Annotated in this window: 31 protein-coding genes; 13 read left to right on the top strand and 18 right to left on the bottom strand. The window is 53.3% G+C overall.

Annotated features, from left to right (window positions below; translation table 11 throughout):
- Positions 1-12: 12 nt before the first annotated feature.
- The 10 genes from KF749_09025 to KF749_08980 all read right to left on the bottom strand — a co-directional run bounded on the left by KF749_09025 (position 13) and on the right by KF749_08980 (position 6,183).
- Positions 13-690 (bottom strand): nitroreductase family protein, encoded by a 678-nt coding sequence (locus KF749_09025; protein MBX2991299.1) that lies wholly within the window; start codon positions 688-690, stop codon positions 13-15.
- A 4-nt stretch (positions 691-694) separates the two neighbouring features.
- The gene (locus tag KF749_09020; GenBank protein MBX2991298.1) at positions 695-883 is read right to left on the bottom strand and encodes a type II toxin-antitoxin system RelE/ParE family toxin; all 189 of its coding nucleotides are present in this window, start codon (positions 881-883) and stop codon (positions 695-697) included.
- Positions 880-1,068: a hypothetical protein gene (locus KF749_09015; GenBank protein MBX2991297.1), complete on the bottom strand. Its 189-nt coding sequence runs from the start codon at positions 1,066-1,068 to the stop codon at positions 880-882. Before KF749_09015 ends, KF749_09020 begins: the two co-directional genes overlap by 4 nt.
- Positions 1,069-1,143: 75 nt before the next feature.
- Positions 1,144-2,136: a GTP 3',8-cyclase MoaA gene (gene moaA, locus KF749_09010; GenBank protein ID MBX2991296.1), complete on the bottom strand. Its 993-nt coding sequence runs from the start codon at positions 2,134-2,136 to the stop codon at positions 1,144-1,146.
- The gene (locus KF749_09005; GenBank protein ID MBX2991295.1) at positions 2,133-2,573 is read right to left on the bottom strand and encodes a molybdenum cofactor biosynthesis protein MoaE; all 441 of its coding nucleotides are present in this window, start codon (positions 2,571-2,573) and stop codon (positions 2,133-2,135) included. Before KF749_09005 ends, moaA begins: the two co-directional genes overlap by 4 nt.
- 32 nt (positions 2,574-2,605) lie before the next feature.
- Positions 2,606-2,836 carry a YgiT-type zinc finger protein gene (locus KF749_09000; GenBank protein ID MBX2991294.1) on the bottom strand — a complete coding sequence of 77 codons (231 nt, stop codon included), beginning with the start codon at positions 2,834-2,836 and terminating at the stop codon, positions 2,606-2,608.
- Between the two features lie 182 nt (positions 2,837-3,018).
- Positions 3,019-3,267 carry a MoaD/ThiS family protein gene (locus KF749_08995; GenBank protein ID MBX2991293.1) on the bottom strand — a complete coding sequence of 83 codons (249 nt, stop codon included), beginning with the start codon at positions 3,265-3,267 and terminating at the stop codon, positions 3,019-3,021.
- A 4-nt stretch (positions 3,268-3,271) separates the two neighbouring features.
- Positions 3,272-4,252, bottom strand: coding sequence for a glucokinase (locus KF749_08990; GenBank protein ID MBX2991292.1), 981 nt, complete (start codon positions 4,250-4,252; stop codon positions 3,272-3,274).
- A gap of 42 nt (positions 4,253-4,294) precedes the next feature.
- On the bottom strand, positions 4,295-5,032 hold the full coding sequence (gene pgl, locus KF749_08985) for a 6-phosphogluconolactonase (protein MBX2991291.1): 738 nt from the start codon (positions 5,030-5,032) through the stop codon (positions 4,295-4,297).
- On the bottom strand, positions 5,029-6,183 hold the full coding sequence (locus KF749_08980) for a glucose-6-phosphate dehydrogenase assembly protein OpcA (GenBank protein ID MBX2991290.1): 1,155 nt from the start codon (positions 6,181-6,183) through the stop codon (positions 5,029-5,031). Before KF749_08980 ends, pgl begins: the two co-directional genes overlap by 4 nt.
- A 209-nt stretch (positions 6,184-6,392) precedes the next feature.
- Between KF749_08980 and KF749_08975 the strand changes: the two genes are divergently transcribed.
- The 9 genes from KF749_08975 (at position 6,393) to KF749_08935 (ending at position 13,879) form a co-directional block, all read left to right on the top strand.
- The gene (locus KF749_08975; protein ID MBX2991289.1) at positions 6,393-7,103 is read left to right on the top strand and encodes a hypothetical protein; all 711 of its coding nucleotides are present in this window, start codon (positions 6,393-6,395) and stop codon (positions 7,101-7,103) included.
- Between the two features lie 6 nt (positions 7,104-7,109).
- On the top strand, positions 7,110-8,780 hold the full coding sequence (locus KF749_08970) for a S8 family serine peptidase (GenBank protein ID MBX2991288.1): 1,671 nt from the start codon (positions 7,110-7,112) through the stop codon (positions 8,778-8,780).
- 68 nt (positions 8,781-8,848) lie between these two features.
- Positions 8,849-9,514 (top strand): DUF4230 domain-containing protein, encoded by a 666-nt coding sequence (locus KF749_08965; protein MBX2991287.1) that lies wholly within the window; start codon positions 8,849-8,851, stop codon positions 9,512-9,514.
- Positions 9,514-10,407, top strand: a complete 894-nt coding sequence (locus tag KF749_08960; GenBank protein ID MBX2991286.1) for a homocysteine S-methyltransferase family protein — start codon at positions 9,514-9,516, stop codon at positions 10,405-10,407. Before KF749_08965 ends, KF749_08960 begins: the two co-directional genes overlap by 1 nt.
- A gap of 53 nt (positions 10,408-10,460) precedes the next feature.
- Positions 10,461-11,270: an aminotransferase class I and II gene (locus KF749_08955; protein MBX2991285.1), complete on the top strand. Its 810-nt coding sequence runs from the start codon at positions 10,461-10,463 to the stop codon at positions 11,268-11,270.
- Complete coding sequence (locus KF749_08950; protein MBX2991284.1) at positions 11,248-11,631, top strand: DUF3037 domain-containing protein; 384 nt, start codon at positions 11,248-11,250, stop codon at positions 11,629-11,631. The genes KF749_08955 and KF749_08950 overlap by 23 nt, the downstream gene beginning before the upstream one ends.
- A gap of 65 nt (positions 11,632-11,696) precedes the next feature.
- Positions 11,697-12,221, top strand: coding sequence for a DinB family protein (locus KF749_08945; protein ID MBX2991283.1), 525 nt, complete (start codon positions 11,697-11,699; stop codon positions 12,219-12,221).
- Between the two features lie 49 nt (positions 12,222-12,270).
- Positions 12,271-12,855, top strand: coding sequence for a thioredoxin family protein (locus KF749_08940; protein MBX2991282.1), 585 nt, complete (start codon positions 12,271-12,273; stop codon positions 12,853-12,855).
- 160 nt (positions 12,856-13,015) lie between these two features.
- Entirely contained in the window at positions 13,016-13,879 is an 864-nt protein-coding gene (locus tag KF749_08935; protein MBX2991281.1) for a polyphosphate kinase 2 family protein, read from the top strand.
- A 68-nt stretch (positions 13,880-13,947) separates the two neighbouring features.
- Here the strand turns inward: KF749_08935 and KF749_08930 are convergent, their stop codons facing one another.
- Together KF749_08930 and KF749_08925 are read right to left on the bottom strand one after the other, a co-directional pair.
- A complete protein-coding gene (locus KF749_08930) occupies positions 13,948-15,408 on the bottom strand; it encodes a DUF853 family protein (protein MBX2991280.1) in 1,461 nt (486 codons plus the stop codon).
- A 132-nt stretch (positions 15,409-15,540) separates the two neighbouring features.
- Positions 15,541-17,061 (bottom strand): OmpA family protein, encoded by a 1,521-nt coding sequence (locus KF749_08925; protein MBX2991279.1) that lies wholly within the window; start codon positions 17,059-17,061, stop codon positions 15,541-15,543.
- 216 nt (positions 17,062-17,277) lie between these two features.
- Here KF749_08925 and KF749_08920 point away from each other — a divergent pair, with 216 nt between their 5' ends.
- On the top strand, positions 17,278-17,724 hold the full coding sequence (locus KF749_08920; protein MBX2991278.1) for an isoprenylcysteine carboxylmethyltransferase family protein: 447 nt from the start codon (positions 17,278-17,280) through the stop codon (positions 17,722-17,724).
- On the opposite strand, the gene KF749_08915 is transcribed toward KF749_08920, so the two are convergent.
- Genes KF749_08915 through KF749_08900 form a run of 4 tightly spaced genes read right to left on the bottom strand, consistent with a single transcriptional unit; the run spans position 17,714 to position 21,385 of the window.
- Positions 17,714-18,154 carry a DUF309 domain-containing protein gene (locus tag KF749_08915; GenBank protein MBX2991277.1) on the bottom strand — a complete coding sequence of 147 codons (441 nt, stop codon included), beginning with the start codon at positions 18,152-18,154 and terminating at the stop codon, positions 17,714-17,716. The two genes, KF749_08920 and KF749_08915, sit on opposite strands and share 11 nt — an antisense overlap.
- Before the next feature lie 3 nt (positions 18,155-18,157).
- Positions 18,158-19,030 (bottom strand): SDR family oxidoreductase, encoded by an 873-nt coding sequence (locus tag KF749_08910; GenBank protein MBX2991276.1) that lies wholly within the window; start codon positions 19,028-19,030, stop codon positions 18,158-18,160.
- 5 nt (positions 19,031-19,035) lie between these two features.
- Positions 19,036-20,067 (bottom strand): MBL fold metallo-hydrolase, encoded by a 1,032-nt coding sequence (locus tag KF749_08905; GenBank protein MBX2991275.1) that lies wholly within the window; start codon positions 20,065-20,067, stop codon positions 19,036-19,038.
- 52 nt (positions 20,068-20,119) lie between these two features.
- A complete protein-coding gene (locus KF749_08900; protein ID MBX2991274.1) occupies positions 20,120-21,385 on the bottom strand; it encodes an NAD(P)/FAD-dependent oxidoreductase in 1,266 nt (421 codons plus the stop codon).
- A 107-nt stretch (positions 21,386-21,492) separates the two neighbouring features.
- On the opposite strand from KF749_08900, the gene KF749_08895 reads away from it, so the two are divergent.
- From KF749_08895 to KF749_08885, 3 genes are all read left to right on the top strand, one after another.
- Positions 21,493-22,482, top strand: coding sequence for a cation transporter (locus tag KF749_08895; protein MBX2991273.1), 990 nt, complete (start codon positions 21,493-21,495; stop codon positions 22,480-22,482).
- Between the two features lie 99 nt (positions 22,483-22,581).
- Entirely contained in the window at positions 22,582-23,139 is a 558-nt protein-coding gene (locus KF749_08890) for a hypothetical protein (GenBank protein ID MBX2991272.1), read from the top strand.
- 91 nt (positions 23,140-23,230) lie between these two features.
- Positions 23,231-25,573: a carboxypeptidase-like regulatory domain-containing protein gene (locus tag KF749_08885; protein MBX2991271.1), complete on the top strand. Its 2,343-nt coding sequence runs from the start codon at positions 23,231-23,233 to the stop codon at positions 25,571-25,573.
- A gap of 6 nt (positions 25,574-25,579) precedes the next feature.
- Here the strand turns inward: KF749_08885 and KF749_08880 are convergent, their stop codons facing one another.
- On the bottom strand, positions 25,580-26,212 hold the full coding sequence (locus KF749_08880; protein ID MBX2991270.1) for an SDR family oxidoreductase: 633 nt from the start codon (positions 26,210-26,212) through the stop codon (positions 25,580-25,582).
- Positions 26,209-26,898, bottom strand: a 690-nt coding sequence (locus tag KF749_08875; protein MBX2991269.1) for a cation:proton antiporter, incomplete at its 5' end; no start/stop codon positions are given. The genes KF749_08875 and KF749_08880, both read right to left, overlap by 4 nt.

The raw sequence follows: 26,898 nt of genomic DNA, 5'->3' as shown, positions 1-26,898 counted from the left end.
CGATGGGAGCTTTCACAATATTCTGAGAGGATTCGTTATGAGGATATCGCCAAGCTTCTTCCGATGAAGGTCCGGCACCTTCACTCCCTCCTTCGGATACCCGACAGGAATGAGAAGGTAGGGAACTTCGTTCGCAGGCCGCTGCAGAATGTCGCGCAGAAAATTCATCGGGCTTGGTGTGTGCGTGAGCGAAGCCAATCCGGCGTTGTGAATTGCCGCCAGCAGGAATCCGCATGCAATCCCGACCGACTCTTCAACGTAGTAGTTCTTTTTCTGCTTTCCCTCTTCCATCCGGTACTTCTCTTTGAATACAACAATCAAGCAGGGCGCAACTTCCAGAAACTCCTTGTGCCAATCCGTGCCGAGCGGTTCAAGGTCGTCGAGCCAATCCTGCGGCATACGGTGTTCGTAGCTTTCCTTTTCTTCCCTCTCCGCCGCAATACGAATCTCGCGCTTGAGGTTCGGATCGTCCACCAACACAAACTTCCATGGCTGCTTGTTCGCGCCGGATGGCGCCGTGCCGGCGGTGGCGATAATCGTCTCAATCAGTTCGCGGGAGACGGGCTTGTCTGAAAACTCCCGCACCGATCTACGACGCCGGCAAAGATCGAGAAACTCTTTTGCACGTCGGAGTTGTTCTTCTTCCGGCAGGTTCTGAAAATCGAGAGGGATGACATTGAACCGTTGCATGTCGCTATTCGGTCGGTAGAATCTGTCGAGCCCCGTGAACAACGCGCCCGGATAGTGGAAACACTGCAATTTGTTGAGTCCGCCGGGTGAGCCTGTCAACCCACCGGAGTGCATAGCGCGGAGATGTCTGCGCGATGTAGTCGTGAATCCCCTGAAGGTGACTCTCCGCGGTGGCAGTCCAATGAACCGTCATTGCGGGAGTTTGAATTTGGCGCGGACTTCTTCAACACGGGAGGTTCGACCTGCAAGACTGTCGGCAAGGCCGGCTTCAACGGCTTGCCGAACATAGATTTCATACATCAGATCATCCCACGTTGTGTTCTCGGGAAGCTTGTCAATAAGGCGTTTCGCTTCTTCCTTTATGCTTGCAGATTCCATACATAACCCTTTGCAGTGTTCATTGCTATGATACTACTCCTTCTTTGCAGAAGCAACCGTCTTTGATGTCTGATTCTATCCTCCGATCTGACTCATTGTCCGTTCGGGACGAACAAAGCCGGGTTGGTTGATGAGATGACCCTCTTCTTTCTTCCACACCGCATGAACAAGGGCGTCGGCAATCTCTTCATCATCCGCTCCGCCGCGAAGCATTCCGCGCAAATCTGTTTCGACAAGTGAGAACAAACACGTACGAAACTTCCCGTCACTCGTCACGCGAACGCGGTCGCAATCGCCGCAGAACGGTTGACTGACCGAGCTGATGAATCCGATTTCGCCTTTGCCGTCTGCAAACATGTACCTCTCGGCGGGCGATTTGCCGTTCGGGTGCGGCATCGGAATGAGACGGAAGGTGGAATTGATGTTCTCAAGAACTTCGTGCGTCGGCACAACCTTGTCCAATGCCCAGCCATCATCCTTTCCGATGGGCATGAATTCGATGAAGCGAATAACAAACCCGCGGGTCCGGGCGAGTTCGGCGAACTTCAGTATCTCGCCATCATTCACTCCACGAATGAGTACAACATTGAGCTTGATCGGATGAAGCCCGGCACGGTCGGCTGCTTCAATTCCTTCCCACGTCTTGCTGAAGTAATCCCGCCGGACGAGATCTGCGAAGAGTCCGGGAGAGAGAGAATCGAGACTCACGTTAATCCGGTTCAGCCCGGCGTCAGCGAGGCGTTGCGCCTGCCCGGCAAGAAAATAGCCGTTCGTCGTCAACGCAATATCGTTGATACCATCAACTTTCTTCAGCATCGCGACAAGCCGCCACACTTCTTTGCGCATCAGCGGCTCGCCCCCTGTGAGGCGGATTTTGTGAATACCGAGAGACGCAAAGATGCGAACGAGACGCGTGATTTCTTCGTAGGTGAGAAGTTGGTTCCGCTTCAGCCATTCCATTCCCTCTTCGGGCATGCAGTAGGAGCAGCGGAAGTTGCATCGATCGGTGACGGAAATGCGAAGGTTCGTCACAACGCGGCCGAACGTGTCGATGAGTTGCCTGCTCACCCTTCTCCCCCTCCGACAAAATCAACATCATGCTGCCCGACGACCCATGCCTGTCCTTCTTCGTAGATTTCTTTCTTCCAGATCGGCACAATCTCTTTGATGCGGTCGATGGCGTAGCGGCAGGCTTCAAATGCTTCAGCGCGGTGGGAAGCGGAAACAGCCGTGACAACAGCGACATCTCCTACGTTCAGCGAACCGATGCGATGCACAAGTGTGACGTTATGGAGAATCCATTTCTTTCTGAGATCCTGTTCGATCTCCGCCATCATCTTCTCCGCCATCGGAACGTACGCAGAGTATTCGAGTCCCTTCACACGCTTGCCGTGTGCGTGATTGCGCACCGTGCCGATGAAGCAATCGATGCCGCCTGCCTGCGGTGATTGAATGGCGCCGAGAATTGCAGAAACATCAATGGGATTGGGAGTGAGGGAGACCATTGTACAGTCAAATGATGTGTGTAACCAATCAGCTACGCATAGTCAAAAACATCGACGGCAATTGAACGTGCGGGCTTTGATTCTCCGCGCAGCATCGTTCGAATCTTCTCTCCCACAGCAACATCAAACGTCGCATCGCCGCACCGGACGCACACAGTCGCTGGAATATTCTCAACAAGAATCGGCTTTCCATCCACATCGAATACCTGGTTCACGCGCTTCTGAACCGATTCGTTCGATCCGCAAACGCTGCACTCAAACATCATCACCTCCTCTTTGAGTAATCAATCCATTCTGTTTCATCGGGCTGATATAATGTAATGATTTTTGTCAAAACGGAAATTTGTCGTGATACCTGCATATGCAATGGCCTGCCGCTTTCACAAAAGCCGAGCAGGTGGAATATCCCCACGAGAAAGTTGCGCTTGTATTTCTTCAATTGGTTTCATCCTCCACTTACCGGAGGAATGAAACTGATCTCATCATTCTCTTTCACAACATGATCGAATGATACGTATTCGAAATTGACGGCAAGACGAACACTGTTGCGCCACTGTTGCAACGCAGGCAACTGCCGCGCAAGAACATCAAACGCGGCATCTCCAGTATGCGGCGGCGGCACGTCGAGCAGTATTTCATCCTTCTGAACAATATCCTTCAGCGGACCGAAGACTTTTACCTTAACCCGTACCATCGGACTATTCATTCATCGTCAGTGCATAGTGGGCGGCACCGTAGAGTGCAATCGTATCGTTCAGTATGACGTGAACCGGCATGTTCTTCAGTACACCGGACAAACGTCCCTTCGATGTGAACGAGTCAATAAAAGTTGATTGCTGAAGCAACGGCAGAATCTTCGGCGCTATGCCGCCGCCAATGAACAATCCTCCGGTGGAGAGAAGCTTGAGTCCGAGGTTTGCCGCTTCCGCGGCATAGAGTGAGACAAACAGCTCCATTGCCTTCACGCACGCTTCGTCTTTCCCAGCAATGCCTGCGGAGGAAATCGCCGCTGCCGGATCGCCCGAGGCAATTTCGTCTGCAAGCCATGCGGGTTCGGTATATCCCACTTGTGTCCGGAAGAATTGATAGAGATTCTCGATTCCCATTCCGGAGATCACGCGTTCGTAACTGACGCGCTTGTATTTTTTGAGAAGAAAGCGAAGCAATTCAATTTCGGTTTCATTGCGCGGAGCAAAATCCGTATGGCCTCCCTCGGACGGCAAGGCCTGATAGCGTGAGCCTGTCCAGACGAGTCCGCCTTCGCCCAAACCTGTTCCTGCCGCGATTACGGCAATGGCTCCGTGCGGTTGTTGCATACCCGCGTTCAGCATCAACTTGTCATTCTCCTGCAAACGGAGGGTCCCGTATGCCGTCGCTTCAAGGTCGTTGATGAGTTCGGCTCTCTTCAGGCCGAATGCGGAGGCGATGTCCTTCGCATCCACGATCCAGGGCAAGTTCGTTGCGGTGCATCGGCCGTTGACAACGGGACCCGCAATCCCGAATGATGCCATGTCGATCGTAGCCGACATCTCCTGCTGGAAACTCTTGAGAATCAGAGTCAGGGAGGAGTATTGCTTGCTCGGGTAGCTCTTGACAGGCCCCCGGCTCAGTTTACCGTTCTCGACAGCAAAGCATGCGAGATTGGTTTTCGTTCCCCCGATATCACCGGTCAGAATCATGGCCTTCTCTTTCGATGTGTGTGTGACATTCTCTCGCGATATCTACAGACTGCGGAGTTTGGATCCGGCAGCTCTGTCAATATACCAAAACAGACTTCCATTTCGCGGTCGAATCTTTCCCGCCGGATAGGGGTCCGCATCACCTTCCAGTACATCACGCAGTATTGATGCCTTGCCCCCGCCTGTGACGATGAATGTTACCGTTCCGGAGTTGTTCAACACCGGATACGTCACGCTAATCCGTTGGGCATCGAGCTTCGGAACATATACATTGGCGACAAGCAGGGATGCTTCATTCAAGATCGTCGTTTCGGGAAACAATGACGCCGTATGGCCGTCTTCTCCCAATCCCAACAACGTGACATCGAACCGCGGTAGATCATCATTGTTGAGAGAAAAGAACTCCCTTATTTCCTGCTCGTATTTCTCTGCGGCAGTCGTTGGCGTGAGTTCACCCCGAATGCGATGAATGTTCTGATCGGGAATCGGAACATGCCCCAGAAGTGCCTCGTACGCCATACGGTAGTTACTTTCCTTCTCAGTCGGAGGAACACATCGTTCGTCGCCCCAGAACACATGCACGGCACGCCAGTCAAGCTGTGACTGCAGAGGCTTCGAAGCAAGTTGCCGGTACACCGCACCGGGAGTGGTCCCTCCGCTCAACATCAGCGAACTTTGTCCCGAAGTCCGAATCGCGCCGTTCAGCATCTGAATGATGTCGCTTGCCGTCGCGCGGTGAAGCTCCTCCGCGCTTTCGAAACACAACACTCGTGTGTTCATGCCGGGAGCGTGCAGATGTGAGTGAACGTGTTCAGTGCCGCCTCATATCCCGTGTCGCGAAAATTCACTTGCAGCTCTTCGGCAACCAACAACGCCTCGCTTTTTCTTCTCCGGACGGTCAGCAGTTCATCGGGCGGTGATGCGCTATCGTGTTTTGTGAACCGGACGCATTCCGCATGCCCCGTTGTTGCAAATCTCAGCGTAAGGTTGCCTCGTGTTTGAATGATAACAGATTCCATGCCGCCCCGGGAATCATTGCCGATAGAAGCAGGACTGATTACCACCTCAATACTGTGATCCGAGTGGCCGAATTTGCCGTGATATTTGCCGTAGTCACTTTTGCGAAGCCGGTCCAGGGGCGTCCAGTTCAGTTTTTGCGCAAGCCAACTCACAAACAACAACGCCTGACTCATCCCCGAGTGACGTGGAGTGGTGGTGGATGAATATTCAAGCTTGACTGAATTGATATCCGTAAGCGCTGCGCGCATCTCGTGCGGATTGAACGCGCCGGCGACAAGCGAACGCCATTCCGTGAGATGAGTCCATGCAAGGTCGCTGAATGTCGCGTACTGGCCGGGAGAGACGACGATCTTCTCCCACTCAAACAAGCTTGATTCTGGAGTGAGATTCTCGGAAGAGTCGATGATAACCTTGTTGACAACACGAAGAAGCGAATGAAGTATGCCATCGTTCGAGTCCAACGACGGTTTCCAGAGCAACACGCTCGGAACGTCGGCAACCAGCAACGATGTGACAATGCTGGGAATTTTGTGTATTTCAGTACCCGAAGCGGTCAGCGTGATCTGCTCGCAACAGACTTGCTTACCACCGGGAACCGGCATTGTGCATCGGGCGGAAATCCAGGAATCAAGGGCCGGTTGTCCGGCCAGCCGGTCAATGTGGACAAGGAAGATGCGCGCAGGATGCTCAATCGTAACATCGTCGACAAGTCCTGCAAGCATTTCCAACTCGCTGTCATCTTCCGTAACGATAACGAAGTTAAGAGCGCATGCCCGGATGACAGGCGCGGAATTCCCGTCACCAGGATCTTCTGCGGCGTTTTTCCAGAGGCTCGCCAATTCCCGCTCGATGGCAACAATATCGACCTCCCGCGGCTCGCCCAATAATTGTGTCTTCTCTTCCGGTCTCATCGGTACCTGCAAATTTGTCTGAAAAATATACTGAACTCGTTGCAAAATTGCTCACGCTGTCCTTTCCATTCTACAATGTACAAAACCCTATTACCCATCTCATGTCGTTCAATCAGAAAATGACTGTTGATTCTTTTGGCTCGATTTTTATACTTATGAGTGATGGCAGGTTCTTTGAAAATCCTGTTTTACATTTTCAGGGAGTCGATATGTACAGGTTGAGTCTCGACGCATTTCTCACGGGTTCGAGCGATATGGAAGCGCGGCAATATCACGTGCTTCAAGGATTGAAAGAGTGTTACGGCGAGTTCTCGCATAACAAGTTGTATCCGGCACTCGCGGAGTTGGTGGATCTTCACGCGGCACTCGTCCGCGTGCTCAACGGGATGAATGATATTCAGGGACACATGTCGCACAATCTGAAGGAAGTGGATCTGGAGCAGGGAAAACTTGTGTACGAGCATGCCATGAGTGACGGTGATCTTGAGCGCGCAGCAGAACTCATCACGTGGGGACTCCCTCTCCTGCAGCAGGTCATTGAAGAAGGTGCCGGCATTTACAACTTCGTCGAAGAACACATGCATATTGAACAGGTCGGGATCATGCCGATGTATCGAGAAGAAGGCTACTGGTTCGTTCCTGACCCCAAAGCAGCACTTCTGCATTTGTTGCGGTATGAAGTGTCGTTGTTTACATCTGCAAACGAACGCTATCGTCGATTGAAGACGACGAATTTGGGAGAGATCGGACAGGAGCTTATTCATCAATCCCCCGAATCAATCAAACTTGACTTGATAGAGAAATATCGTGATCTCCCCAATCCGGCAACATTCATATGTGAAACAGATTTGGATTTTCCCTACACCGAAACCCTTCTTCCCATTGCCAAGCGCAAGCTGATGGCGCAAGTATTCTCCTGAGGATTCATGTTCTCTCCCAAATGTCCGATTTGCAAGCAGTACGTTGAGCAACTTCTGCATGACTTCACCGGCAACGGCGAAGAAGCGGTTGTGAAGAAGATGGAAGCGCGCTATCCCTCCTGGTCTGTATATCAGGGAATGTGCGAGCGTTGCCTGTACTTGAATGAATTTGAATCGGCGGATGATCACTTCCTTCCCGATCCCGACTTTGTACCCGACGGGAGATCGTCCGGTGAAACGGCTGTTCGCAGCACACTCTTCCGCAATCGTGTCTCCAATGAGTTCGCATTACTTCCCACACCGCTCCGGCTCAACGCCGACCCGCGTTTCAGGGGAAGAGGAATTACCATTGCGTTCATCGACTCGGGCTTCTACCCGCACCCCGATCTTGCAAAGCAGCGCAATCGCATCAAGGCGATTGTTGATGTCACGAACGAAAAACGGCGGCGAAGTTACTTCAACAAGCCGCATGTCGAAAGCTGGCACGGCACGATGACCTCCGTTGCTGCGGCAGGTGACGGCTGGCTATCGAAAGGAATGTATCGCGGCATCGCGTCGGAGGCGGATGTTGTTTTGATCAAGGTGATGGATGCAAAATCCGGTTGGATCAACACCGAAAACATCACCCGCGGCATCCGTTGGGCAATCGATCATGCGGAGGAATTCAATATCCGCATCATCAGCCTCTCGGTTGCAGATGATGAGCCGGTGTCGTCAAAGGAAAGTCCGGTTGATCAAGCAGTAGAAGAGGCAGTAGCACAGGGAATTGTCGTCGTTACGGCAGTCGGCAACAATCCCTCGAAGCCGATCATCCCGCCGGCGAGTTCGCCATCGGCAATCACAGTCGGCGGACTGAACGATCAAAACGAAATCTGGAAGAACTTTCGCACGATGTTTCACTCGACCTACGGCACCACAGTTGACGGTTACTCGAAACCTGAACTGATTGCGCCGGCAATCTGGGTTGCGGGGCCTATTCTTCCGGGAACCGACCAGTTCAAGGAGGCGCCGTTTCTCTTCAAACTCCTTGACTTCTCACCGCGCATGGCGGAAAAGCTGCTCGCACGCAACCGGAAGAATCTCCCCTCAGCTCCCAAGGAATTGAAGAGAGAGAAAATTCATTCATGGGTGAAGGGGAGAATCGGGGAGATGAAATACATCGCCCCTCACTACAAGCATGTCGATGGCACATCGTTCGCATCGCCGATTGTCAGCTCGGTCGTGGCGCAGATGCTTGAAGCAAACCCCGATCTCACGCCGGGCGAAGTGAAACACATCCTGATGGAAACAGCCGAGCCGCTGAAGAATGCGCCGGAAGAGCAGCAAGGGCGCGGCGTACTCAATCCCCGCGCAGCAGTCGAGCGGGCGCTGAAAAAGCGGCATGCCTCGCTGCAAGCGGGCGTACATGCCGTTGACGGGCGACTTCTTTTTGTGTATCACAATCGTGTTCCGCGGACTGTTGCTGTCGCAGGAAGTTTCAACAATTGGAACGCTCAGGCGTTGCGGTTGCAGGAATCCGCCGAAGGCTGGTGGAGTGTCTGGCTGCCAAAACCCCGGCCGGGAAAGCATCAGTACAAGTACGTGATTGACAGCGCCGTTTGGTTGGAAGATCCTGCCAACAAAGAAAAAGAGCCTGACGGTATGGGAGGATGGAACAGCACACTTGATGTTGCCTGACGTTGTAACGGCGTGTACACGATCATAAGGCCCGCAGCAAGAGCGGGCTTTTTCATTTCAGTGGTTGCATGGTTATATTATCCACAGACAATCTCATCCCAAAAATGATGAACTCAAAACACTCGAAGCTGATGATAGCGGGCGGAATCGGATTGCTGCTCGCAGCGATAGCCGCTTACATTGTGTTTGTAAGAATCCCGACAGATCTTGCGACCAATGTGGCCAACGGCATCAAGGAAGCATTCAACTTCACGCCGAGAGTTCAAATCAACGAAACCGTCGTCATCGAACAAAACACGCCGATTCTTGAAATTGCGACGGTCGCACGGGATATGATGGTGGAGTATTCATGGTCGCATCAATGGTTAGGAAGCACGAAGACGATTGCGCTGCGCGGAACATTCACGGCAAAAGCCGGATTTGACTTGCACGAGCCTTTCACCATCACCATCCGAAAGTATCCGTTGAGAGTCGATGCCGACATGCCCGCACCAAAACTTCTGTCGGTTGAGATGAATTCCTACAAAATCATTCTTGATGAAAATGGTTGGTGGAACAGAATCTCCGACGCCGACAGGGAAACGGCGGTGCAAGAACTTCATCGCATTGCCCGCGAAAAAGCGCAGAACTCCGGCATGCTTGCCGAAGCCCGCTCGACCATTGAGCAGCGCATCAAGGAGATTGTGGAGCGGAACGGCGCAATGGTGGAATTCAAATATCCCTGGCAGGAGTAATGCGCCGGATATTGACAGAAATGTTGGCAAAGAAATCGCCGTTGATTCTCAGCGGCGCGATGGGGACAGAGCTTGAGCGTCGCGGCATCGATATCGGGTTGCCGTTGTGGTCTGCCAATGCGTTGGTACATCATCCCGAAGTGGGGTTGCAGATTCATAAGGATTATATCCAAGCGGGCGCTGACATTATCGTCACGAACACCTTCCGAACCAACCAACGCGTGTTCAAGAACGCCAATCTTCCCGATCATTCACTTGAACTGACGACAAAGGCGGTGCAACTTGCACGGCAAGCGCGAGACACATTCCCCGATCGTGAGATTCTGATTGCAGGTTGCATTGCGCCTGTTGAGGATTGTTACCATCCGGAGTTGGTCCCGAACGAAAACGATCTGCTGGCGGAACACACAGAGCTTGCCGGACGTCTTGCAGAACTCGGCGTTGATTTCTTTCTGGTCGAGACGATGACGACAATTCGCGAAGCGTACGCAGCATGCAAAGCGGCAAAGGCAACGGGCAAGGAAGTGGTAGTCAGCTTCACATGCAAGAAGGATGGAACACTTTACGGCGGCGAGCAACTAACCGATGCAATCAAAGCAATTGCTGAACTTCAACCGACGATGTTTTCGCTGAACTGCATTTCGCCGCGTTATCTTACACCGCTCATCCATCAACTGAAATCCGTAATCGGTAATCTCCAATCACCAATCCCCTTCGCAGTCTATGGCAACATCGGTAAGCCTGAGGTTCGTGAGGGGGCAATGGCTCGCGATGTTGATGAGAAGGAATACGCCCGGTTTGCGCTCGAATGGCGAAATCTCGGGGCATCCGTCATCGGCGGATGTTGCGGTACGACGCCGGAGTATATCAGACGGATTGCATCCATCCTCTGATTGCTACTCGTGCCAACGCGGAGTATATTATTCCATCAACTTCAAGAATTCCCGTGCCCCATCCCCCGACAATCCGAACCGTCAACGTTACGCGCTACGTTACGCCGTTGCGCGAAGGGAGTTCTCTGCCCGCCATCGTCGAAGCGGATGACGACGGGCTGTATGTGCTGAAGTTTCGCGGCGCCGGACAGGGTGTCAAGGCCCTGATTGCCGAACTCATTGCCGGGGAAATTGCACGCACGCTCGGGCTTCGCGTTCCGGAGATTGTTTTTGCGACACTCGATGTCGAACTGAGCCGTCTTGAGCCTGACCCGGAGATTCAGGACTTGCTGCGCGCGAGCGCCGGGCTGAATCTCGCAATAGACTATCTGCCCGGGGCGGTAGCATTCAACCCCGTTGTAACAGCTGTGGAAAGCCGTCTCGCTTCGCAGATTGTGTGGTTGGACATTTATCTGACTAACGTTGACAGAACACCGCGCAACGCCAACTTGCTTGTGTGGCACAAGAACATCTGGCTTATTGATCACGGGGCATCGCTCTACTTCCATCACGTCCCGCAGAACTGGAACTCGGTAGAAGCTGTAAGCCGCCGTCCGTTTGAACAGGTGAAGGATCATATCCTTCTCAACGAAGCTCATGAGCTTGCAGCCGTCGATGAAGAGATGAGGGCAAGCCTCCCTCACGAACGCCTTTCGGAAATTGTGCGGCTGATTCCCGACGAATGGTTGACCGGGGCTGCTGTTGGTACGGAGTTCTCTGCTGAAGATTTGCGGCGGCTCTACACTGCATTTCTGACGGAACGATTACGATCATCAAACATTTTTCTCGAGGAGGCACGCCGTGCCCGCGAACGATCTGTTTGAATACGCCATCATCCGCATTGTGCCGCGGGTCGAGCGGGAGGAATTCCTCAACGCGGGCATTCTTCTTTTCTGTCCGGCACAGGAATTCCTGCGCATCGCATACGAGCTGAACGAAGAGAAATTGCGTGCGTTCAGCGAGGCAGTAGATATTGGCGCAATCAAGGAACAGCTTCGCGCATTTGAGCAGGTTTGCGCCGGAGGCGAACAGGCTGGGGCAATCGGCAAACTTCCGCCAGGCGAGCGGTTTCGCTGGCTCACTGCGCCCCGCAGCACGATTGTGCAAACGTCACCGGTTCATACGGGATTGTGCGGGAATGCTGAAGAGACGCTCACGCATTTGCTGGTAACTTTAGTGAGATAGAAATGTAATGAGCCACAGAGGCACAAAGACACAGAGATTCTCTTACAAATAGGATTAGAAAAACCATGGCTGCAGATGCAACCCGCTATCCCGAACCAACTGAATACGCCCCCTACTACCGGACGTACGTCTCTCTCGTTCCAAAGGAAGACATTCTCGCAACGCTCAACCGTCAGAAGGATGAGACTCTTCGGCTGCTGCGCGGCATCCCGCAATCGCAGGAGCAATTCCGCTATGCGCCGGGCAAATGGAGTATCAGGGAACTCCTTGGACATGTGATTGATTCCGAGCGAGTGTTTTCCTACAGGGCGTTGCGCATTTCCCGCAACGATAAGACTCCGCTTCCGGGATTTGAGCAAGAGCCGTACATCCAGTTCGGCAACTACGATGCATGTCCGCTTGCCGAGCTTTCAGAGGAGTTCTCGCATGTCCGGCAGGCAACGACAGCATTGTTCAAGCATCTCAGTGATGAGGCTTGGCTCAGGAGTGGCACTGCAAGCAACGCCGAAGTTTCCGTCCGGGCGCTTGCGTATATTATTGCAGGGCACGAGGTGCATCATAGGAATATCTTGCAAACGAAGTACCTGTAACCGGGCCACAACAACGGGTTGAATGACGAACTCCAAAGGAAGAACTCTCATGGCCAGCACCCTTTCCACAATGCTTCCCCTCGGCACGCCGGTACCGGCATTCAGTCTGCCGGATGTCGTCAGCGGAAAAACAATCTCGCTCGAAACTTTCAAAGACAAGAACGCTCTGCTCGCGATGTTCATCTGCAGACATTGTCCGTATGTGAAGCACATACAGGACGAGATTGCACGCATCGGCAGGGACTATGCGAACAAGAGCGTCGGCATCGTGGCAATAACATCGAACGATGCCGTGCAGTATCCGGACGATTCCGCGGAAAGCTCGGCGGAGATGGCGAAGGAACTCGGCTTCACATTCCCGTTCTGTTTTGACGAAAGTCAGGAAGTCGCCAAGGCGTACAACGCCGCCTGCACGCCGGAGTTTTATCTGTTCGATGCATCGAGAAGGTTGGTGTACCGCGGCCAGCTCGATGACAGCAGACCGAAGAACGACATCCCCGTTACGGGCAGAGACGTACGCGCCGCCCTCGACGCCGTTCTCGACGGCAAGTCGGCGAACCCGAATCAAATTCCGAGCATCGGGTGTAACATCAAGTGGAAGAAGGGAAACGAGCCGGTGTATTTCTGTGTTTAGTAGGCTTGGATAAGAGATTCAACACTTCCGAAGGAATGCCTTCGGCAAAAGACACAAAGAGCACAAAGGTTCACAAAGAGAAAAGAACACTTCGTGAATCTTCGAGTCCTTTGCGCCTTCGTGTTGAAATCTTTTCCACTTGTTCAATCAAGGAGACATCATGAACCACGACAACCTCATCGTCCCGCCCGGAAAGAAGATCGCCCTCAAAGATTATGATCCTGCTTACACCGGCGATTTCACATCCAAGAACGAAGCGAAGGAGAAGCTCGAAAAGGATATCGAACGACTTGCAAAGTTGCAGGAAGTTCTCTACGCGCACGATCGGTACGCGCTGTTGCTGATTTTTCAGGCGATGGATGCGGCGGGAAAGGATGGCGTCATCAAGCATGTCATGAGCGGCGTGAATCCGCAGGGGTGTCAGGTATTCAGCTTCAAAGCACCGTCGCAGGAGGAGTTGGATCACGACTTCATGTGGCGTACAACGAAAGCTCTGCCTGAACGCGGGCGTATCGGCATCTTCAACCGATCGTACTACGAAGAAGTCCTGATCGTGCGCGTGCATCCGGAGATTCTCAACAATCAGAACATCCCCGATGAAGAGCGCAACGAAGACATCTGGCAGCATCGCTTCGAAGATATCAACAACTTCGAACGCTATCTCACACGAAGCGGCACTGTGATTCTGAAGTTCTTTTTGAATGTATCAAGAAAGGAACAGAAGGAACGCTTTCTCGAACGGATTGAAAGGCCCGAGAAGAACTGGAAGTTTTCGTTCGGCGATGTGAAGGAGCGTGCCCGCTGGGACGACTATATGCACGCCTACGAAGAGATGCTGAATCACACCAGCACGAAATGGGCGCCGTGGCACGTCATTCCCGCCGACCGCAAGTGGTTCACGCGAGCCGCCGTCGCTGATATCATCGCGTCAAAACTCGAATCACTCGACATGGAGTTTCCCGAAGTCAGCGAAGCACACCAGGCGGAACTGCAGAACGCAAAGGAAATGTTGGAAAGCGAATAGCTTCCAAGAACGCCACTGAGAAACGGAGATTCTTTGTACACTTCGGAGTCTCCGTGTGTTTGAAAACCTCAACGCCGCTTCGATCCCCCCATCAATCCGCCGAGAATTCCGCGCATTAACTGGCGTCCTGCCGAACTTCCCATGGCGCGCAGCGTGCTCTTTGCAACGGATTCCAACATGCTGTCGGGTTGGCGGCCGCGCGGTTTCTCCTTTGCGGCAGCTTGCCGTTGCGCGATCGCCTGCACCTTCTCCTGCTCGACGCGTGATGTGAGCAACTCATAGGCGGACTCACGATCAACCACTTTCTCATAATGCCCGGCAACGATGGACCCGGCCATAATGCTCTGTCGCTGGCCCGCATCAATCGGCCCGATACGGCTGTACGGCGGACAGACGAGTGCGCGCTGCACAATGCCGGGCGTTCCCTTCTCATCCAAAAATGATACCAACGCCTCCCCCACACCAAGCTCGGTAATCGCCTTCTCGACTTCCAGATCGGGATTTGTCCGGAATGTTTGTGCCGCCGATTTCACCGCTTTCTGATCACGCGGCGTGAAAGCGCGCAACGCATGCTGCACGCGGTTGCCGAGCTGGCCAAGAACAACGTCGGGCACGTCAAGCGGATTCTGCGAAATGAAATATACTCCCACTCCTTTTGAACGGACGAGGCGGACGACTTGCTCGATCTTCTGAAGAAGTGTCGGCTGCGCGTCAGCGAACAGAAGGTGGGCTTCATCGAAGAAAAAGACAAGCTTCGGCTTTTCCAGATCACCAACTTCCGGCAAGCGTTCAAACAGTTCCGAGAGAAGCCATAACAGAAACGTCGCATAGATCATCGGCGATTGCAACAGCTTGTCGGCGGCGAGGATGTTCACCATGCCGCGTCCCTTGCTGTCTGTTTGCATCAGGTCGTCGAGATCAAGCGCCGGTTCGCCGAAGAACTTCTCCCCCCCTTGCTGCTCAAGCTGCAAAAGGCCGCGCTGAATCGTTCCGATGCTTGCGGCCGAAACATTTCCGTACCGCGTCTTGAACTGCGATGCGTTATCGCCGACATATTGCAGCATGGAGCGAAGGTCCTTCAGATCGAGGAGAAGAAGCCCCTCATCATCGGCAATCTTGAAGACCATATTGAGCACACCCGCCTGCGTCTCGTTCAGGTTCAAAAGTCTGCTGAACAACAACGGCCCCATTTCCGAAACCGTCGCCCGGACGGGATGACCCTGCTCGCCGAAGACATCCCAGAACGTCACAGGTGAGCCTTCGAATTCGAATTCCCCCAATCCCAATTGTTGAATACGCGCATCGACTTTCGCATTCCCGCCGCCCTTCTGGCTGATACCGGAAAGGTCGCCCTTCACATCCGCCATGAAGACGGGAACACCGATACGGCTGAAGCGTTCAGCCATCACTTGCAGCGTTACAGTTTTTCCCGTACCCGTTGCGCCCGCAACCAGTCCATGCCGGTTTGCCATTTTTGGAAGAAGAAACAGCTCGCTGTCACTTTTCGCGATAAGCATCGGATCTGCCATGGAATTTCCTTTTTCTGAATGTGGCGGGATGATAGAGGTTTGATAGAAGATAGCAAGAGCCGACTTCAGATTCAAAAAAGAAAGGTGCCTTCACTCAGAATGAAGACACCTTTCAATGCGTTGTGGAGTTTTCTATTTCGTGCGGAAGAATTCGATACGCCTGTTCCGGGCTCTTCCCTCCACTGTTCTGTTGTCGCCGATCGGGAAGCTCGGGCCGAATCCGCGTGACGTGATGCGCCACGACTCGATGCCCTTGAAGATCAGCCACGAACGAACCGCTTCGGCGCGGCGCTGCGAAAGCGTATAGTTCAACGATTCCGAGCCGGTATTGTCGGTGTACCCGCGAATCTCGACGGAAATTTCGGGATTGTCTTTCATTGTCGCGAATGCGCGCATCAACGTCGGCTCCGATTCGGGCTCGATCGCCGATTTGCCGGTTCTGAATGTGATGCCCTCTAAAATAATCGCCTTGCCGACTTCGAGAGGCGGAGGAGGCTTCGGTATATCGTCATGACGCTCAAGCGGATTGGTGCCGCGGGCAACTTCAAGTCCGTCTTCAACTCCGCCTCCGTCAGTGTCGGGATTCAGTGGATTTGTGCCGCGGGCAATCTCGTCAGCGTCGGGAAGTCCGTCGCCGTCGGTATCGGCTTTCAGCGGATCTGTTTTGTACTTGAGAACTTCCTCTCCATCGCTCAGCCCGTCGCCATCCGAATCAACCTTGAACGGATCGGTGTTGTGACGGAAGATTTCGTCTCCATCGCTCAGCCCGTCGCCGTCCGTATCGGCCTTGTTGGGATTGGTCTTGTAGATGAGGATTTCGTCGCCGTCACGAATTCCGTCACCATCGCTGTCCGCTTTGCGGGGATCGGTCATATACAGCTTCAGTTCCTCGCCGTCGAGAAGACCGTCGCCGTCCGTATCGGGATTGTCGGGGTCTGTGCCGAACTTTCTTTCTTCGGCGAGTGTCAAACCGTCGGCGTCATCATCGTCGTAGTTGCTGCTGCCGAGAAAGAACATCAGCCCCGCTTTCGCCGTCGGGTACCAATCAAGAGCAATCACCGTTTTATCCGCCACATCCCGTTTCAGCGCATCAGTGAGGTCGTCCACAATCCGGACGCCGACATCGAGCGTGAAGCCGACATATTTCGAGAACATCGCGTCGAGTCCGAAGCCGGCGGGAATATGATACGTCGTGTAATTCTTGTCGTCAGGGTAGAAGATATCACCGGAGACCTTGCGCTTGTACCGGTACACGCCTCCGCCGATATACGCGTACGGCGTGACAAAGCTTCCCGATATGAAATGAAACCACGCAACAAGATCCGCGGAGAAACCTTTGGTCTCTACATAGTCAAATTGCAGCGGCGTGTTGCCCGTACGGTCGAGGTCGCGTTGCCGCGCCTGCAGCACGTCATAACCTCCCATAACGCCGAGAGAGAACAGATTCGTGAACGAATATCTCACAAACACATCGCCGCCGCCCGAAACCTGCCTTCTCTCAAAGTCATTAATCCACAGATTCGAGCCGCCACGCACGCCGAACGAGAAGCGGCCGTCACGATTGAAGGTTTGTTGCGGAAGAATTCTCTTCAACTGAGCTAAGCCGGCATTCGAGACGACAACAAGCAGAAGTACCAAAAGCATTTTTTTCATAGCGCCCCTATTCTCTTGTGCTACAATACAAGAAGGGTTGCCCGAGAGCTTCCCCGGAAATAATGAAGCATGCCCTACCCCGCTTCGTTCCCATGCTATTATAGGTGATGAAATATATTTGTTCATGCGGTGATTCACAACACCGGGCTGAACAGAAGGTGAGCGAAAATCGGCAATGTTTTCCCCGTCAGGATGAAATTTTCTTTATCTTCCCACATGTATGCACCTCCGAAGTTCCGTTCATATCTTCTCGTCGCGCTGCAACTTTTGTGCATTGCGTTATTTGCCGCCGCGGGACATATTGTAGCGCGCAATTCCTTTCTCCTGATCGTCGAGGCGGGGGCTTGGGGATTGGGAGTGTGGGCAATCGGCATATTGAGATTGGGCAAGTTCAACATAACGCCTGATGTTCCCGCTCACGCGGAGATGACGGACCGGGGACCGTACAGACTCATCCGCCACCCGATGTACACATCGCTGATAGTCGGAGCGGGCGCGCTTGTTGCCGATGACTTCAGTTGGTTGAGATGTTCGTTGTGGATATGTCTTGCGGCCGTACTGGTAATGAAGCTCCACTACGAAGAGAAACTGTTGCGGAATGCCTTCAGCGGTTACGAGGACTATGCAAAGAGAACATACAGATTAATCCCCTTCATGTATTAGGCAGACGAATTGAAACGACGGGGATAACGGAAAGATCACAATCTGCCAGGTGTTCAGCGCCAACCCGCCGGATTTCAGCCCGAGCCCTCTTGATAGCCTGCAACAAACCATCAACATCTACCCCGAGAAAAAACGGAGGAAAGAGTTTCAGCTTTTCTTCCGCCTTCTCGAAATTCCGCATCATGCCGCCGTAGCGTTTCTTGACGACAAGAAGATGGTATGCCGCCGCAAGCTGAATAATGCCCTGAAAGAAAATCCGGCTCTCCTCCGGCCGTCGTCTCCAGACATTCTCCCATGCTTCATGCGCGTGCCAGAACTGCCGCTCGTTGAACAGCCGCCAGCCTTCTTCGTACTCCTTCCAATCTTCGAAAGAGAGTTCAGGTTCGGAAAGCAATGCGACATCAATCTCGCTGACGGATTTCTTCCTCATGCATTACTCTGACTTCTTCACCCGTTCGTACACATCGCGCTCGCCCAACACAACAGGAATCATGTGATGCTCGGCTTCTTCCCGGTTGCGTGTTGCGAGTTCAACGAATTCCTTCGCTCCGCTCTGCGTATAGACTTCGGCAACGGGGTTCTTAATACATTCAAGAATTTTCTCTGCGACGGCTTCAGCGGAAAGGACTCCCTCGATTTGTGGGAGAGGAATATCCCGATCAGCGGCAATCTTCTTTATGATCGGACCCGATTCGGAAAACATCGGCAGCATCGAGCCGCCTTCGGTGACGCTTGCCCAGTCGGTTTTCACGCCGGCAGGACAAACAACCGTTGCGTGAATTCCGGTTTCGAGAAGTTCCTGACGCAATGCCATGGTGAAGCCGACCACCGCGTGTTTTGCCGCGACGTACGCGCTGTTGTACGGATAACCCAACTTGCCCGCCATGCTTGCGATGTTGATGATGTGGCCGCTTTCCTGCTGCTTCATGTATTTCAGTGCCGGACGGACTGTGTACCAGAGGGAGAAGACATTCAGCTTGAACATGCTTTGAATCATCTCGTCAGTTGTATCTTCGACATTGGCGAAATGCCCCCGGCCGGCATTGTTCACGAGAATGTCGATTCGCTTGAGATCTTCAAGGGTTTGATGAATGAGATGTTCGGCCTCGGCTTTGACTGTCACGTCGGTCGGATGAATAACGGCCTTCCCTCCTGCCAACTTGATACTCTGCGCAAGCTCGTACAGCTTGTCTATGCGGCGGGCGGCCAGGACAACCGTTGCTCCTTCGCGGGCAAGTATCTGCGCAAGTGCTGCACCGATGCCTGATGAGGCGCCGGTAATGATAGCAACTTTATCAGTAAGCATGAAGTCTACTCAGATGTATTGGTGGCGGTTGGTACTGTTGCAGTTGAAGCGGCCGTCCTCGGCAGTGTCCAGGTCTGCCCGATGCTGTCAATCACAATCCGGTCGGGGTCGTGAGCAGCAGCAGCCTTGAGGCGTTGCATTGGTTCGGCTGTCGGTTCTTCACTCTGAATGAACGTGTTCCAATGCATCGGCAAAATGCGGCGTGCATTCATGTGTCCCGCCATTTCCAGCGCTTGCTCGGGCGTGCAGTGATTGTGAATCCACGGATCGTACGCGCCAATCGGCACCATCGCAAGCTCGACCGGAATGTTGCGCTCGCCGATCTTCTTGAAGTGTTCGTGGTATGCCGTGTCGCCGCCGAAAACGATCTGCTTTCCGTTCCTCGAAAGAAGATACGCATTGTAGCTCCTGCCGTCATGATAGCCACGCGAACGATCCTGTTCCCACGGATACCGCCAGCCGAAATGCTTCACCTCAAGCGCCTCAACTCGTACATCGCCAATCTGCGCCCACTGACCCCAATCCAACTGATACACTTTCTCGAATCTGAAATCTTCAACAACGTCGTGCGTATTCTGCGCAATCACCATCGGGATGTTGCGGTTGAATTTTCTGATTGTAGGAGTGTCAAGATGATCCATGTGTGCATGAGACAGCAGAATAAGATCAATGGGAGGAAGTTCGTCGAACGTCAGAGCAGGATAAACGAGTCTCTTCGGGCCGATCGTGAACAAGTGAGCAACATTCAATCCGATCCGATCCGAGAATACCGGATCGGTGATGATGTTCGTGCCGTAGAAATTGATGAGCACGGTCGCGTGTCCGATCCACGCTGCCGTGATCGTATCGTTGCTCCACGTACGCGGCTCCGGCTTGAATTGCGGAACCGCAATCGGCTCATCGTTGGCAAACATCTCGCGTCTGCTTCGACGGCGCTGCCCGTCGGCAAGCATTGACGGAGCGGCAAGCAGACTCAATCCTAACGTTTTGACAAATGATCTGCGGGATGACAAAAGCAAATCCTTATTGTTCGACAAGTTCTTTCATTCTAACACATTCAGAGGCGGGATGATTCCGCCGGGATGCGGCTCAATCACCCTGCAAAGCCAGCCAATCCTTCGCCGCAGTTTCCCCCGCCACGAAGCCGGTGGAAAACGCCGCCTGCAGATTGTAGCCGCCAACCGGGCCTGCAATATCGAGAACTTCTCCGCAAATGTACAGCCCCTTCACCTTTCTCGAACGCATCGATTTCGGGTCAACTTCGTCCAGCGCCACGCCTCCCGCCGTCACTTCGCCGCGTTCAATGTTGATGGAGGAAACATTGCCGAGTTTCCAGTCTTTCAGAAGCTGGACGATTTTCCGCCGTTCCTCCCTCGTCAGCACATGCCCCCGCTTTGCAGCATCAATGCCGACTGATTGCAGGAGCGGATGAACAATTCTATTGGGCAGCCACGATTCGAGCAGGGTGGAGATCATCCTGTCACGTTTTGAGAGAACGAGTTTGTTCAGATCATCATCAACGTGAGTAAAGTCCTTTTGAGGGAAGAAATCAAACCGCAATTCCACGTCGTGTGCAAGCATCGCTTCCGCCGCAACGCGGCTGACTTCGAGCGCAGCAGGCCCCGTTATGCCTTCGTGAGAGAAGAGAATATCGTCGCGCCATTCCGTCAGCTTCCTGCCGTCGGCGAACACCATCAGGCAACCGTCCCGCAGAGCAACGCCGCGCCAATCCGCAGGAAGCTTCGGCTCAATGCCGATCGGGGCAAGCGCGGGACGAACGGGCACGATCGTATGTCCGAGTGCTCTTGCCCATTCAAAGCCGTCGCCCTTCGTTCCCGTTTTGGGATACGATGCGCCGCCCGTTGCGAGAATAATGTGTTCCGATTCTATCTCAACATTCCCGATCATCAATCCCCGAACCGCATCCTCACGATGTACGATCCCGGAGACTCTTGCGTTCAGCCTCAATTGAACTCCTTCTTTCTTCAGGTATCCCGCCAGCGCGTTCACCACATCATCCGCGTTGCCGCTGACAGGAAAGACTCTGCCGTTCGGACGCGTGTACGTTGCAACTCCGGCATCCTCAATCATTCTTACAATATCATCGTTGGAGAATGTATAGAAGGAAGGTTTGAGAAATCGCGCTTCGTGAGGGACAAACGCTGCCCGGACTTCCTCCATCGGCCCCGCGTGTGTAATGTTGCATTTGCCTCCGCCGGAGATAAGCAACTTGATGCCCAATTTGCTATTCCGTTCAAGAAGAAGAACGCGGGCACCGAGCGAAGCAGCACGACACGCTGCAATGATTCCGGCTGCGCCGCCGCCGATGACAAAGATGGGATTGGGGCGAGACATGCGGTAAATTACGGAAGCGAATTGGGAAGTCCAAGTGAATGGAATTGCCTGAGGGCAATCTTCTTTCGACTTTTCTCACTATCTTGAATTCAAAGATCAGATTTGTCATGCCAACCGACAGCGACTATCACCGTAAAAAGCAAGCAGCAATCATCTCGCTGAGTGTCGGCGGGCTGATGCTCGTCATGAAAACGGCGGCGTACTTCATCACCAACTCCGCCGCAATTCTCTCCGACGCCTTGGAATCCATCGTACATGTTGCCGCCACCTCGATGGCATTCTACAGCGTCGTGCTCAGCTCGCGCCCCGCGGACAAGTCCCACCCCTACGGGCATGGCAAAATCGAGTTCTTCTCCGCCGGCATTGAAGGCGGATTAATCGTTGTTGCCGCGCTTGCCATTATCTATGAGGCCGTACGCGGCATAATTGTGGGTCGCGAGCTTGTGCAACTGGATACCGGCATGCTGCTGACACTCGGCGCCGCTGTTATCAATCTCGGGCTCGGGTGGTTTCTTATCAAGCGGGGAAAGCAAACGAAGTCACTCACACTTGTCGCGGACGGCAAACATGTGCTGACCGACTCGTGGACAAGCTTTGGCGTTGTTGCGGGATTGCTGCTGGTCCGGTTCACGGACATCGAACTGCTTGACCCCCTCGTTGCTATCGCCGTCGCCATCAATATTCTCGTTTCGGGCTACAAGCTGATGCGTGTTTCTGTCGGTGGGTTGATGGATGAATCTGACGCGGAAACACTTGACAGCGTTGTCAATATTGTCAACAAAAACCGGACTGCCGAATGGATTACTGTGCATCTTCTGCGCGTGATGCGTTCCGGACAAATGCATCACGTCGATTTCCATCTAACTGTTCCGTTCTACTGGACTGTTGCAAAGGCGGAGACGTTCCAACATGCGATACAGAAAACACTGACGGAAGGGTTGGAGAATCATGCACAGGTATTGATTCATCTCGACCCGTGCCTTCCTTCCTGTTGCCGGATGTGCAGCGTTCCATCATGTCCCGAACGGTCGGCACAGTACGAGCAGTCACCCGCGTGGGATGTTGCCGCTTTGACGGACCGCCCGCCTTATCAGTAGCGGATGTGCTTGGCATCATCTCCGCTCATCATTCCTCTCTGTATGATGTGTCACCGGCCTCTGCTCACACAGCATTCGCCGGCGTGAGCAGAGTACATTGTGCCATCGTTTGCATTGTGCCAGAACATGGATACCCGCGTCACCCGTCTGATTACCGAAGCCGAACAGTTCATCGAATCGCGTCTGTATGGCGAAGCTCTCGAACTGCTTGCCGACGCCGAACTGATCGAGCCGGAAAATAAATCAATTCATCTCATCCGCGAGCTTGTACGGAATCTCCGATCCGAACAAGAAAAGCCGTCCGCTTTGAGAAGCCTTTTCACGTTCACCGCAACGGAGGAAGAGCCGGCCAGCAACAGGGAAGAACAGGAGCGCACAATTCAGAAGCGTGTCAGGAATCTGATTGTGAGTGCAGAACATTTTCTTTCACGCGGAGCGGTCGACAATGCTTTCGAGTCGTTGATGCGAGCCTACCTGCTCGATCCCCTCGCACCGGAAGTGCTGGAATGTGAGCGGCGCGTTCTTCCCGCTTGGCAAAAACTGCACGGAATTTCCACCTCGAAGCCTCACACGGAATGGCGCATCCGCAGCGGGGCCAAGCGCCAAGCTCGCGGCACATTGTTCGAGCGGCTGCGCGCGGGAAAACTGCTCGGCTGATTGATGCCGGGGGTTTTGTGTTACGAGACGGGGGCAACTTTGATCTACGCTTTTCGTATCTTTCCCTGTCAACCTTCATCCCCTATCCGATATGAAATACCTTCTGGCGGTTCTTCTCCTCTGTTCAACGGCAGCGTCACAGGAGTCTTTCGTTCTCACGGGCGTCGTGCAGGATGCCGTCACCGGCGAGCCGTTGCCGTCGGCGAATCTTCGTGAGCCCGGTACGGCACGCGGAACTGTCGCAAATGCGGACGGCAAATACCGACTGCTGCTGTGGCCCGGCAAGCGCATTGTGGTAGCAAGCTGTCTCGGCTACAAACCGGACACGCTGCATCTGATGCTGACGGAAAACGAAGTACGCAACATCTCACTCACCCCGTCCGATATCGTTCTTCCCGAAATACTCGTGCGCGGCGAAGACCCCGCCATCGAGATCATCCGTCGAGCGATTGCCAACAAGAAGAAATGGATGGAAAGGCTGAATTCGTTCGAGATGGATGCGTTTACGCGCCAGGTGTTGAAGCGGGATGACGAGATTGCGAGTATTACCGAGTCGTTTACAAAAGGATATTGGCAGAAGGGCGATACGCTGCGCGAGATTGTGAAGCAGAAGCGCCAGACGGAGAACATCAAATCGGAATTCAACTTTGCCTCGGTCGGAAGAATTATCAACTTCAACGACGATGAAATCCGCTTCATCGGCTACACGTTCATCGGGCCGACGGCGGACGATGCTCTTGACTACTACGACTACAAGCTGTTCCGGACGCAAGTGAGTTACGGAAAAGAAATTTATGAGATTAAGATGATTCCGAGAACGCGTACGAGACCGTTGTTCGACGGCATCATCAACATTGCGGACGATTCGTATGCGCTGATGGGTGTTGATGTCCAGCCCAACGAGTCGTTCAACATTCCGTTTGTCAAAATGAAGCATCTCCGTTACCGCCAGCAGTTCGGGTTGTACGACCATTCGTTCTGGATGCCGGTGGATATCCGCATCGAGGCGGCGGCGGAGATTAGCATTCCGCTCATCAAAATTCCGACGATCGATTTCTCCCAAACGTCCGTCATCTCAAACTACGACATCAATATTCTCCTTCCCGACACCATCTTCCAAAAACCCCGACTCTCTGTTGACACCATTTCGGTTGCAGAACTGGATACGTCGTTCTGGCGGGAGAACAACGTGTTGCCGTTGACGCTGGAGGAAGAGAATGCGTACGCTACACTCGACAGCACACAATCGCTTGATGTTCAGTTCCGGCCGCGGGGAGTTGCGTTTCAAATCGGCGCGGATGGCAAAGCCGCTTCACTCGTTGAGAATCTCGACTTTGCATTCAACAGGGTCGAGGGATTCCGCCTTGGGGCACGCATCGAAGTCGATAGTCTCAGCCCGATCGTGCAATTGCGCGGCGGTGTTGCATACGGCTTTTCGGACAAGAGAGGAAAATACACTGTCGGCGGAACGGTGTTCACGTCGCTAAAAAAAACCTGGGGCGTTGGCGGCGATGTGTATCGCACAATGCAGTATCGACCTGATGCGGGGTACTACGGGGTGTTCTTCAATTCAATCACTTCCCTTCTTGCTAAGAACGATTACAGGAACTATTATGAGGCCGAAGGTTGGCGTCTCCTCATAACACATGCTCCATCAACAACATTGGAAATGACATTATTCTTCGCGAACGAGGAACACCGCTCTGTGCCGCAGAACTCCAACTTCAGCCTCTTTGCCCGCTCGCGTGCCTACAGGACGAATCCCGCAATTCAGAGTGGCCGATTCACCATCATCGGATGGGATGCGCGTATTGGCGGTGAACCGGTACCTTTCGATATTGTCCGGCGGAATTCCTTGGGGCTTCACATACAAAACATGCAGTGGGAAGGATTACTTTCCTCGAATCGAATCTGGGCCGAAGGGACTCTCGTATTGCCGACATTCAGCAGGAGTATGCTGTTTCCACAGACGCTTTCGCTGAGGCTCTCAGGGGGAGTGTCGGAGAGAAACAGCTTCCCTCAACAATTGTTCGATCTCGAAACCTCTTCGACCGGATTTGCGCCCTTCGGCGTCTTCAAAGCGATGAACGTGAAAGAATTCAGTGGAACCAGTTTCGTTGCGTTGAATCTCGAACATAACTTCCGCAGCATCCCCTTTCTCGCGCTCGGCATTCCGTTTCTGTATGAGAACAACATTGAGTTACTCGTTCATGGCGGGACAGCGCAATCATGGGCACGACCTATGTACATATTCCAGCGTACGGGCGGTCAATTGGATCCCCCCCGCCTTGATATCACGACAACATCGGGCTGGTACGGCGAGGTTGGCTTCAGCATCAGCCGTATCTTTGAACTCATCCGCGCCGACTTCACCTGGCGACTCAGCGCGCCGCGGAATTTCCGGTTCACAATCGGCGTCGCGAGTTTATTCTAAGGCGGCTCAGTTGGCAACAGCGGGGGTTTTGCGGAGATACGTGTTGTCGGTAACCTGCTTCAGCATGAAGTCTGCGACATCGGCACGTGAGATGGAGACTGTTCGAAACCAACTTCCAATGTTCATTCCGTGACGATACTTCCCGAGTTTCTTGACGTTTGTCAACTGTCCGGGCCGGACGATAATCCAGTCTAATGTACTCTCTTTGATGTAACGTTCTTGTGTTTCTTTATCTCTGAAATAGAAAAACACAATAACGGGAATGACGAAGAGGGTGTAATACAAACCGAGCTTTCCTCTTGTGTCACCAATGCCGAGAGTCGTTTCGCACACGAATCGCTTCACGCCGTGCTTCTCCATTGCCGTGATGATGTTCTTCGTTCCTTCGGAGAGGATCGTCGTTCTCACAAACCATCGCTTATGACCGAGGGCTGAGAGGACGGCGTCGTTCCCGCGAACAGCCTTCTCAACTGATACGTAATCAAGAACATCACCTTCAGCGATTGTGAGATTGTTGTGAGTGATTTTCAAGTCCGCAGGGTTGCGCACGAACGCCGTCACCTTGTGTCCTTGAGCAAGAGCCTGTTTTACCAATTCGCGCCCCGTTCCTCCCGTTGCACCGACAATCAAGAGATTCATTGAACATCCTCATCCGGTTCCGGCTCTTTCAGCATCGGTGAGGCCTTTGCTTTCAGCATTCTCTCATACAGTTTGAAGAGGGATGTTTTATCGAGCAAGAAAATGAGAATCGATGTTGCAATGATGCTGAAGAGAATGATGGAATACGTCACGTTCTGAATCAACTCGCCGCCTTCAACGCCTTGCTGCAATGGAATCGATGCAAGCACAGCCGCCGCCAATCCCTTCGGCACAATCGTCGCCATAAACGATGCATCTTGTGCCGGAATGCGCTTCGACATCGAGAACCGGACAACGGGAACTCTTGCAACGAAGATCAGAGCCGTCAGCGCAAGTCCCACCGTCAGCCACAGCGGATCCTTCAACTGAATCGAAAGCCCGATGTAAATAAAGAAGAATGTCTTGAGCAGAAAGACGATTTCGGAAAAGAACGTCTTCTCGATTTCGTTCGGCGCGATCGGTTCAAGAGGCATGTACTGTTTCAAACGCGGCACCTTGAATGCCTCGACATTCCCCAGCGCAATGCCGAATGCGAGCGATGTGATGGCGCCGCTGAACTCGAACATCTCGGCAACGGCAAAAATCACGAACACGAATGCAGGCGTTGTAAACAGTGAATTGCGCAGCGTTCGCACACGGCTCAGCAACACCGACCAGAGAAATGCCGCCGCAACGCCGATAACTGC

The organism is Bacteroidota bacterium, from assembly GCA_019637975.1.
Lineage (GTDB): Bacteria > Bacteroidota > Ignavibacteria > UBA10030 > UBA6906 > CAADGV01.
This window is presented reverse-complemented; position numbering and strand designations above follow the sequence as displayed.

What these genes read in the sequence shown, in the direction of transcription:
- KF749_08965 (MBX2991287.1), top strand. Translation starts at nt 8,849, where the DNA reads ATGGTTATATTATCCACAGACAATCTCATCCCAAAAATGATGAACTCA.
- KF749_08930 (MBX2991280.1), bottom strand. Translation starts at nt 15,408, where the DNA reads ATGGCAGATCCGATGCTTATCGCGAAAAGTGACAGCGAGCTGTTTCTT.
- KF749_08990 (MBX2991292.1), bottom strand. Translation starts at nt 4,252, where the DNA reads ATGATTCTGACCGGTGATATCGGGGGAACGAAAACCAATCTCGCATGC.
- KF749_08920 (MBX2991278.1), top strand. Translation starts at nt 17,278, where the DNA reads ATGTATGCACCTCCGAAGTTCCGTTCATATCTTCTCGTCGCGCTGCAA.
- KF749_08910 (MBX2991276.1), bottom strand. Translation starts at nt 19,030, where the DNA reads ATGCTTACTGATAAAGTTGCTATCATTACCGGCGCCTCATCAGGCATC.
- KF749_08880 (MBX2991270.1), bottom strand. Translation starts at nt 26,212, where the DNA reads ATGAATCTCTTGATTGTCGGTGCAACGGGAGGAACGGGGCGCGAATTG.
- KF749_09015 (MBX2991297.1), bottom strand. Translation starts at nt 1,068, where the DNA reads ATGGAATCTGCAAGCATAAAGGAAGAAGCGAAACGCCTTATTGACAAG.
- KF749_08915 (MBX2991277.1), bottom strand. Translation starts at nt 18,154, where the DNA reads ATGAGGAAGAAATCCGTCAGCGAGATTGATGTCGCATTGCTTTCCGAA.
- KF749_09025 (MBX2991299.1), bottom strand. Translation starts at nt 690, where the DNA reads ATGCAACGGTTCAATGTCATCCCTCTCGATTTTCAGAACCTGCCGGAA.
- KF749_08900 (MBX2991274.1), bottom strand. Translation starts at nt 21,385, where the DNA reads ATGTCTCGCCCCAATCCCATCTTTGTCATCGGCGGCGGCGCAGCCGGA.
- KF749_08960 (MBX2991286.1), top strand. Translation starts at nt 9,514, where the DNA reads ATGCGCCGGATATTGACAGAAATGTTGGCAAAGAAATCGCCGTTGATT.
- KF749_09000 (MBX2991294.1), bottom strand. Translation starts at nt 2,836, where the DNA reads ATGTTTGAGTGCAGCGTTTGCGGATCGAACGAATCGGTTCAGAAGCGC.
- KF749_08935 (MBX2991281.1), top strand. Translation starts at nt 13,016, where the DNA reads ATGAACCACGACAACCTCATCGTCCCGCCCGGAAAGAAGATCGCCCTC.
- KF749_08945 (MBX2991283.1), top strand. Translation starts at nt 11,697, where the DNA reads ATGGCTGCAGATGCAACCCGCTATCCCGAACCAACTGAATACGCCCCC.
- KF749_08895 (MBX2991273.1), top strand. Translation starts at nt 21,493, where the DNA reads ATGCCAACCGACAGCGACTATCACCGTAAAAAGCAAGCAGCAATCATC.
- KF749_08925 (MBX2991279.1), bottom strand. Translation starts at nt 17,061, where the DNA reads ATGAAAAAAATGCTTTTGGTACTTCTGCTTGTTGTCGTCTCGAATGCC.
- KF749_08980 (MBX2991290.1), bottom strand. Translation starts at nt 6,183, where the DNA reads ATGAGACCGGAAGAGAAGACACAATTATTGGGCGAGCCGCGGGAGGTC.
- KF749_09005 (MBX2991295.1), bottom strand. Translation starts at nt 2,573, where the DNA reads ATGGTCTCCCTCACTCCCAATCCCATTGATGTTTCTGCAATTCTCGGC.
- KF749_08995 (MBX2991293.1), bottom strand. Translation starts at nt 3,267, where the DNA reads ATGGTACGGGTTAAGGTAAAAGTCTTCGGTCCGCTGAAGGATATTGTT.
- KF749_09020 (MBX2991298.1), bottom strand. Translation starts at nt 883, where the DNA reads ATGACGGTTCATTGGACTGCCACCGCGGAGAGTCACCTTCAGGGGATT.
- KF749_08975 (MBX2991289.1), top strand. Translation starts at nt 6,393, where the DNA reads ATGTACAGGTTGAGTCTCGACGCATTTCTCACGGGTTCGAGCGATATG.
- KF749_08940 (MBX2991282.1), top strand. Translation starts at nt 12,271, where the DNA reads ATGGCCAGCACCCTTTCCACAATGCTTCCCCTCGGCACGCCGGTACCG.
- KF749_08970 (MBX2991288.1), top strand. Translation starts at nt 7,110, where the DNA reads ATGTTCTCTCCCAAATGTCCGATTTGCAAGCAGTACGTTGAGCAACTT.
- pgl (MBX2991291.1), bottom strand. Translation starts at nt 5,032, where the DNA reads ATGAACACACGAGTGTTGTGTTTCGAAAGCGCGGAGGAGCTTCACCGC.
- KF749_08885 (MBX2991271.1), top strand. Translation starts at nt 23,231, where the DNA reads ATGAAATACCTTCTGGCGGTTCTTCTCCTCTGTTCAACGGCAGCGTCA.